General features: G+C 51.9%; 5 protein-coding genes. 4 read left to right on the forward strand and 1 reads right to left on the reverse strand.

What is annotated here, in order from left to right; translation table 11 throughout:
- Positions 1-213: 213 nt before the first annotated feature.
- On the reverse strand, positions 214-981 hold the full coding sequence (gene fnr, locus F1609_RS33785; protein WP_167082304.1) for a fumarate/nitrate reduction transcriptional regulator Fnr: 768 nt from the start codon (positions 979-981) through the stop codon (positions 214-216).
- Between the two features lie 364 nt (positions 982-1,345).
- Here fnr and F1609_RS33790 point away from each other — a divergent pair, with 364 nt between their 5' ends.
- The 4 genes from F1609_RS33790 to F1609_RS33805 all read left to right on the forward strand — a co-directional run bounded on the left by F1609_RS33790 (position 1,346) and on the right by F1609_RS33805 (position 4,238).
- Positions 1,346-2,485: a sensor histidine kinase gene (locus tag F1609_RS33790; RefSeq protein WP_187363194.1), complete on the forward strand. Its 1,140-nt coding sequence runs from the start codon at positions 1,346-1,348 to the stop codon at positions 2,483-2,485.
- Between the two features lie 280 nt (positions 2,486-2,765).
- Positions 2,766-3,059 carry an H-NS histone family protein gene (locus F1609_RS33795; protein ID WP_167082306.1) on the forward strand — a complete coding sequence of 98 codons (294 nt, stop codon included), beginning with the start codon at positions 2,766-2,768 and terminating at the stop codon, positions 3,057-3,059.
- Positions 3,060-3,203: 144 nt separating this feature from the next.
- Positions 3,204-3,773, forward strand: a complete 570-nt coding sequence (locus F1609_RS33800) for a hypothetical protein (RefSeq protein WP_167082308.1) — start codon at positions 3,204-3,206, stop codon at positions 3,771-3,773.
- A gap of 138 nt (positions 3,774-3,911) precedes the next feature.
- The gene (locus F1609_RS33805; protein ID WP_167082310.1) at positions 3,912-4,238 is read left to right on the forward strand and encodes a hypothetical protein; all 327 of its coding nucleotides are present in this window, start codon (positions 3,912-3,914) and stop codon (positions 4,236-4,238) included.
- Positions 4,239-4,351: the final 113 nt, after the last annotated feature.

Raw genomic sequence — 4,351 nt, forward strand, 5'->3', positions numbered from 1 at the left:
CATCGTCGGCTTCTACAACTGCAAACGCATCAATTCAGCATTGGGCAATCTGTCGCCCGCCGTCTACGAACGGAAAATGGCAGTACGCGAACCTATCGTGGTGTCCGAAATTACTTGACCACAGCAAGGGGCGTAGCAAGCGCACAGTAACTCCAGACCGGAACCAAGTCGCGCCCCAGGTATCAGGGGTGTTGCTTTCAGTTAGCCACGCGGTCAGCGTAGGGGGGCCGACGGCTCGGTGCCGGCCGCTAATGAGTTCAGTCGAACAATCTCCAGTAATGACACTTCACGCTTATCAACTGTCATTAATCCTTGCTTCTTGAAGCTGGCTACGATGCGGCTGATGCTTTCATTCGTTAAACTCAGGTAGTTCGCGATGTCTTCCCGAGACATCCGAAGACGGAAATGAGTAGGTGAGAATCCGCGCTCTTCGTAACGTAGCGACAGGTTTGTGAGAAATACGGCAAATCGCTGCTCGGCGCGCATGTTGCCTAGCAAAAGCATAACATGCTGCTCACGCCTGATTTCCTGGCTCATGAGTCGGTGGAAATGTTGTAACAAGGTAGGTAATTGGCCAATAATTTTCTGTAAACGGTCAAAAGGGATTTCACACACTTCACTATCTTCCAAGGCTACAGCGTCACATTGGTGTTCATCATTGCTTATAGCGTCGAGACCGAGCAACTCACCGGTCATATGAAATCCAGTGACCTGCTGGTCGCCCGATGCATCGACGTGTACAGTCTTAAAGTGACCGTAGCGTATCGCATACAACTTACGGAATGGCTCCCCCACCTTAAAAAGGCGTTCTCCTTGAAGGACTCGACGGCGCTGACCAATAGCGGTGTCAAGATGGTCAATTTCGTCTTGAGCCAGCCCTCGTGGCAAACATAGTTCATGCAAACTAAACGCACTGCAGCTCGCCTTCAGCGCTGGGATGTTAAAGAGTGTCTTCGTTTCTGGCGCACTAAGTTTTGTCATGAGTGAGCTTACAACAACTTAGGAAAAGACGTCGCCGGTGGATTAACCCCTACAAGAGCTTCGCAGTGCTTGGCATCCAACTCATCAAACTGAGTCAATTGTTGACTCTTCACTTCCGACCAATTCTAGTCAGAACAGCTCGAGGTTGATGCACGTCCGTATCATCGAAAAATGTGGGTTTCAGCAACCGTAGCTGTATAAATTATCATAAATACAACGGTAAGAGAGTCCTTTTCAGTGACGTGCGCGCTAAGGAGTGAAATGGTGCCATAGTCGAAGGGGAATCAAAACAGGCCCGTTTTTAGTTCCCCTGCCACAGCCGACCGCATCTTTTACCAGATGCGCCCCATCATGAGGCCCAACTATGTTGCACAATTTTCTCGCAAATAACCACGATGAACTGGTTGACCGCTGTATCGACAAGGTAGCAAAACGACCCGAGCGAAATGCTACCGAAGGGCAACTTCGTAACGGAATTCCAATGTTCCTAGGCCAGTTGACGCGGACCCTTGAAGCGGAGCAAGACAACGGGTCACAAGCCGGCGTAGCAATTTCTGGCGCCTCCGGAGGCGATGGGACCGCATTGTCCGAGATGGGTGTCAGCGCTGCCGCACATGGCTCCACTTTGTTGACACTGGGCTACACTGTTGACCAAGTAGTGCATGACTACGGCGACCTTTGCCAAGCAATTACTGATTTAGCTGTCGAGCGAGATGCCCCATTTTCCGTGGATGAATTTCGCACGTTGAACAGATGTTTGGATAATGCAATTGCTGACGCTGTAACCGCCTTCACCGCTCAACGAGATGTTTCAATTGCGGAGCAAAATTCAGCGGACCAAATTGAGGAGCTGGGGTTTTTAATGCACGAACTCAGAAATTCGCTGAGCGTTGCAATCATGGCTGTTACCGCACTCGAAGTAGGCGGCCTGACAGTCGGCGGTGCAACGGGAAACGTTCTTAAGCGCGGACATGCCGCGATGGCTATACTTATCGAAAATTCGCTGGCTGAAGTGCGTAGCAAAGGCAATTCGTCTGATGCAAGTGAACTTTTTTCATTAGCCGACTTCGTTGGCGAAGCGGCAGAGTCGGCACGGCTTGATGCCAATACTCGTGGGTGCCCATTTCAGGTGTCACCAGTCGAATCTGACTTAGCAATTGCTGGCAACCGCGGGCTCTTATTGGCGGCCTTGGCTAACTTATTACACAACGCATTTAAATTCACATTGCCACACTCGTTAGTCACGCTCGAGGCCTATGCAAAGGGTCAAGAGGTTCTGATTGAGGTTCGAGACCACTGCGGCGGACTCCCGACGGGGAATGCGGAGAAGATGTTCACCCCGTTTACTCAACGGGGAGAGGACAAAACTGGGTTGGGGCTTGGTCTCACAATTGCACGTCAAAGCGTAATGTCCGAGGGAGGCTCGCTTACAGTGATGAACACGCCAAATGTCGGTTGCACGTTTATCATTACCCTACCGCGGCGTAAATGGAATAATGTCTGAGCCTTAGCCAATCCACTTCGGAAAGGCCTCGGCCAGAACCGCAGAGAACATGGCTGCAACAAAGTTTTCGAGCGGTCTCTGACTCCTTGTTAGATTCGCGCATCCGCTTTTTTGATGCAGATAATCTAAAGTTGAACAACGGGCAATGCAGCCACGGCGAAAACGGTGGCTGGTTCAACACGAACTAGATATTGCATTACAAGCTGGTCACTTTCCCAACCACCATGTTAAATTGCGCGCACATTCAAACAGTTTGAACCACCTACCCATTGGATAAACTATGACATCGTATGCAGAGTATGTTGAACAAATCGCAAAATTGCAATCTTTGGCTGAGGCCGCCCGCAAGAATGAAATCGACGGTGCTATTCAGAAAATCAAGGAGCTGATGCAGCTGCATGGCGTTTCCATTGACGACCTCTCTTCGGCGCGCAGTGCGAAGCCGACCAAAGCCAAGGGCACGGTCGCCGCACAATTCAAGAATCCTGAAACTGGCGAGACGTGGACTGGCCGCGGCCGTGCACCACGCTGGCTTGATGGCAAGGACAAAGAGCAGTTCCGCATCAAGGGCTGATTTTAATTACCCCGCAAAATGACCAATCAGCTAATTGATTGCACCACCGTCATCGCCGAGCTCCGAACGTTGAGTCGCGGTAGTCTTCTAATCATCGCCGAGCGGGCCATAGAGCTAATACCGGCCAACCAATTGAGTGCCCTCTTGAGCGACTTCGTGAAGCTTGAGGGGACTGTTCTCGACCCTGGTCACGCGCCTCCAGCGCTGGAAGAGGACACACGTCAGTTCTTCAATGCTGCCATGGCAGGGGATTATTACGAGACCGTCGAAATCAATAACCGCGGCCGTCAGGAGCAATCTGCTGGCACAGATGCTTTCGTTGCGGAGTTCGACCGACTGATGCGAAAGTGCGTTGGCGCTACACCACCGGAAATGAAGTCCGGCGTACGTGGTAGTTCTGCGCATGAGGTGCGGGCCTCCTTCGACCTGCTTTTTGCATTACTTCGCCACATCGACGAGGGAAACGACGACGTGCTTGCCTTTTCGGAAGATGGCAGCTCGCTTGATGTTGGGGTCAATTGGCGCATGGTGCTGCCGGCGTATTTCGAATGCCTTGCTCAAACTGAGGCAACGTCACCAGAAGAGTTTACGCGTGCCGTGGATGAGGCCATCGCAGAGTTTGCGGAACCCGACCGGGCACGCTACATGGAGGCCGCGCGTATAGTTGCAAACGACGTTCAACGCACAGCCCTGACTGACCAAAGATTCGGGTAATTCTCCAGGTGGAGCCCACGGCCCGCAGCTCTACGTCAAGGGCGACTCGACTGCGGAAGATATTAGAGGTTAGTAATACAGATGCCTACTCAACGGTTACAATCCCCCATCTAATACTATGTCATTCGACTTAAATTCATGGCCAAGAAAAAGCAGTCCTTGTTCGAAGACATCACCCAGATTGCTTCCAAACTACCTTGGCAGACCTCGCTAATTCTTGCTATCGCCGCGTATGTAGGGTTCCATTACGTTGCCATGATGCCGCCGGCACCGGTGCAGCCTGGGGCCGCCAACATTGCCCCCACGTTGACTGGCGTCCTGCTACGAACCACTTCAAGCATCTTGCAATACGTCGTGCCCATTGCCGTCACTTTGGGAGCCATCGTCTCGGTATTCAAACGGCGCAAGCAGACCGCACTTCACAACACGGTCGCAGCAACGCCTAGTCGGGCTGAGGTAACCTGACTTTTTCGGACACTCTGGTTTGGTAAACTTCACCAACTGGAGAAATTTTATGACACGCTCAAAAACATACACCCCGGAGCTTCGGGAAGAGGCAGTGAAACTGGTCCTGACGC

Source organism: Massilia aquatica, from assembly GCF_011682045.1.
Lineage (GTDB): Bacteria > Pseudomonadota > Gammaproteobacteria > Burkholderiales > Burkholderiaceae_D > Telluria_A > Telluria_A aquatica.

Bases quoted from the DNA above. Each gene is read 5' to 3' on its own strand.
- F1609_RS33790 (WP_187363194.1), top strand. From the start codon at position 1,346: ATGTTGCACAATTTTCTCGCAAATAACCACGATGAACTGGTTGACCGC.
- F1609_RS33805 (WP_167082310.1), top strand. From the start codon at position 3,912: ATGGCCAAGAAAAAGCAGTCCTTGTTCGAAGACATCACCCAGATTGCT.
- F1609_RS33795 (WP_167082306.1), top strand. From the start codon at position 2,766: ATGACATCGTATGCAGAGTATGTTGAACAAATCGCAAAATTGCAATCT.
- fnr (WP_167082304.1), bottom strand. From the start codon at position 981: ATGACAAAACTTAGTGCGCCAGAAACGAAGACACTCTTTAACATCCCA.